Genomic DNA, 259 nt, shown 5'->3' with positions numbered 1-259 from the left:
CTTGCAGCAATCCTTGCCGGTGCTTTCAGCCCAGGCCAGCAGCGGGAACTTGTCGGCGATCACCCCGTCCACGCGCCCGGCGGCCAGGTCGCTGTTGGCTTCGTCCAGGGTCGGGTAGAACTTCACGTCGGCGCCGGCCGGGCCGTAGTGGTCCTCGGCGTAGATGGCCTGGGTCGAGGAGGCCTGAGCGCCCACGGTGCGGCCCTTGAAGTTGGTCTGGGCGTCGGTGATGTCCGAGTCCTTGGGCACCGCCACCGAC

Annotated in this window: 1 pseudogene; it reads right to left on the bottom strand. The window is 68.7% G+C overall.

The window, feature by feature from the left end:
* A pseudogene (locus tag SB725_RS32140) lies at nucleotides 1-259 on the bottom strand (amino acid ABC transporter); the annotation flags it as partial.

The organism is Pseudomonas sp. SIMBA_041 (assembly GCF_046535095.1).
In the GTDB taxonomy this organism is placed as follows: domain Bacteria; phylum Pseudomonadota; class Gammaproteobacteria; order Pseudomonadales; family Pseudomonadaceae; genus Aquipseudomonas; species Aquipseudomonas mucoides.
The sequence above is the reverse complement of the archived record's forward strand: the minus strand, read 5'-3'. Positions and strand labels throughout refer to the sequence as shown.